The 2762-nt window shown below is 67.8% G+C and carries 2 protein-coding genes; both read left to right on the forward strand.

Annotated elements, in window-relative coordinates:
• Window positions 1-419: 419 nt before the first annotated feature.
• Window positions 420-1829 carry an IS21 family transposase gene (gene istA, locus WDA27_15295; protein ID MFA5892290.1) on the forward strand — a complete coding sequence of 470 codons (1410 nt, stop codon included), beginning with the start codon at window positions 420-422 and terminating at the stop codon, window positions 1827-1829.
• Complete coding sequence (locus WDA27_15300) at window positions 1826-2668, forward strand: ATP-binding protein (protein ID MFA5892291.1); 843 nt, start codon at window positions 1826-1828, stop codon at window positions 2666-2668. The genes istA and WDA27_15300 overlap by 4 nt, the downstream gene beginning before the upstream one ends.
• The last annotated feature ends 94 nt before the right edge of the window (window positions 2669-2762 follow it).

A 2762-nucleotide genomic window follows, 5' to 3' on the forward strand; every position in this document is an offset into this window, starting at 1 on the left:
CCGATCGCAGAGCGCTACACCAGACCGTTTCTGGCGAGTCGTCGCGATGGCTATGATGCCCATCAGGACCTGCTGCAGGAATGGACCGTGCGCGTCCTCCGCGCATTGCCCAACTGTCGCGCAACGGCGGATGAACAACTCGTCGATTGGGCGCTTGCCATTGCCCGGCGTACAATCGCGCAGTTCTATCGCGCGGAGTGGTCCCACATGTCCGGCAGAGAGGACATCGCGGAGTGTTCGGTAGACGTCTGTGGTCAAGCGACTCCTGAAGACGAGACTGACCCTGAGAGCTGTGCGTTCTCTATAAGATGGCACCCTTTTTCTCTAAACTCTGTCACCCCTGAGGGCCTCTCCGTTTCGTTCGTGCTTCCGAGGGATCAGCGATCCCGACCACCGGAGGCGACAGGAGGATGCTCAGGATGCTCGATCGACATGCGGTGCAGGCGCTACGGCGCGCCGGCGTGACGGCACGTGCGATTGCGACGCAGTATGGGATTTCGGTGCGGACGGTACGGCGGCTGGGGCGTGAGGCCGCCGTCGAGGACGGCGTCGATGCCACGGCGCGCCACGCGCGCGGGGTGGGACGCCCGGGGGTGAGCGACGCCATGCGCGCGCGGGTGCGTGCGCTGGTGGTGGACGACCCGGAGCGGCCCCCGGGCGAGATCGTCCGCTTGCTCCATGCGGAGGGGACGCCGCTGGGCCTGAGCACGGCGTACCGGATGCTCGCCGCCGTGCGCGCGACGCTTCCGACCCCGCTGTTGGTGCGCTTCGAGGGCGTGGCCGGCGAGTTCGCGCAGTTTGACTTCGGGCAGGTGAGCGTGCGGCTCACCGACGGCACGCGCCGGACGGTGCACTTCGCCGCCTACCGACTCAAGTACTCGCGCTGGGTGCACGTGGTGCTGGTGCCGAATGAGCGGGCGGAGCCGTTGGTCCGGAGCCTGCTCACCAGTTTCGCCGCCAGCGGCGACGGGGTGCCGCTCCGCGTGGTGTTCGACAATCCGAAGACGGTCGTCCTGCGGCACGAGGAGGGGCGCCCGGTGTGGCACCCGATGCTCGCGCCGGTGGCGATCGACTACGGCTTCACGATCGAGCTGTGCACACCGCGGCAGCCGCAGCAGAAGGGCTCGATTGAGAATCTGGTGGGCTTTGTGAAGCGCGCGTTCTTCCGGGCGCGCCGCTTCCTCGATGTCACCATGGACCTGCCCCAGCAGCTCACGCAGTGGCTCCTCGAGGTGAATACGGAGCGGCCGTGCCGCGCGACGAAGGAGATCCCGGCCGCGCGCCTCGCCGCCGAGCAGGCCCGCATGAAGCCGCTCGCCGTCGCGCCCGATGCCTACGCGCTCCGCGTGGCCCTCACGGTAGGCCCCACGGCGATGGTCACCTACCAGGGCGTCCGCTACGCGATGCCCGCGGCAGCGTGCGGCCTGCCGGCGACGCTCTGGCTGTATCCGGATCGCGTGAAGATCATCACCGCCGGGAGCAAACACGAGGCGGTGCATCCGCGCTTCCCGCAGCACGGCACGATCAGCTACCTGCCGGGCCAGCGCGCGGCGCAGCTCGCCACGGTGGCCGGCACGCGGAAGCGTCTCTACTTCATGCGCGAGCGCCTGCTCGAGCTGGGCCCCGTCGGCGAAGCGTACCTGACCGAGCTCGTGCATCAGCGGCCCTTCACGTGGAAGGGCGATGTGGAGCGGCTCTTCGCGCTGCTGGAAGAGCTCGGCGATGCGCCATTCCGACTCGTGCTGCAGCGGGCGCTCTTCCAGCGCACGATCGGCGCGGAGTATGTCGTGCGGCTCGTCGCACGCCTGCCCACGGAGGCCGCCTCATGACGCCGGTGAAGCGACCGACGAAGCCGTCGCCGGTGAAACGCCGGCGGCCCAGCCCCTCCATCCCCGCGGTGCCGGTCCACGATCTCGACGGCATGCTCCGCCGCCTGCATCTCCCCACGGTACGGCGGCTGCACGGCGAGCTTGCGACGCAAGCCGAAGCGGAGGGCATGGCCTACCGCACGTATCTCGAAACGCTCATCGCCGAGGAAGTCGCGCACCGCACCGAAACGCGTGTCACGCGGGCGGTGCACAAAGCGCGTTTTCCGTTTCTCCGCACGATCGACGACTTCAATTTCACCTTTCAAACCGCGCTCCGCCTGCAGATGCTCGGCAGCTACCTCGGGCCCGAACTCGTGACCGAAGGCCGGAGCGCGATCTTCAGTGGGCCGAGCGGCACCGGGAAATCGCACCTCTGCATCGCGATTGCCTACCGCGCGATTCAGCACGGGTACGACGCGCGCTTTGTCGGCGCTGATGCCTTGATCGGGGAGCTGTCGCTCGCCGCGACGCAGGGCCGTCTCGACCTCGCGCTCGCCCCGTATCTCCATCCGCACGTGCTCGTGATCGACGAACTGGGGTATCTCTCGCACGCGGCCGACGCAGCCAACGTGCTCTATCGCGTCGTCAATGAGCGGTACCTGCTCCACCGCCCGATGCTGCTGACCACGAACAAGCCGCTGGCGGCGCTGGGCGAAGTGATGCATGATGGCGACTTGGCAGAGGCGATTCTCGATCGCCTCCTCGAGCACGGCGCGCACTTCGCGATGCGCGGACGCTCGTACCGGACCCGTCACTTGAGCGAGGAGGACACGCCACCCCGGTGCGCGAAGACTGGCTAACCGCCCTCACCCAGGGTGACAGAGTTTAGAGAAAAAGGGTGACAACGTTTAGAGAACCCACATGCCGGTGCGGGGTTTGGCGTGTGGGGCGCCG

The organism is Actinomycetota bacterium (assembly GCA_041658565.1).
In the GTDB taxonomy this organism is placed as follows: Bacteria; Actinomycetota; AC-67; order AC-67; family AC-67; genus JBAZZY01.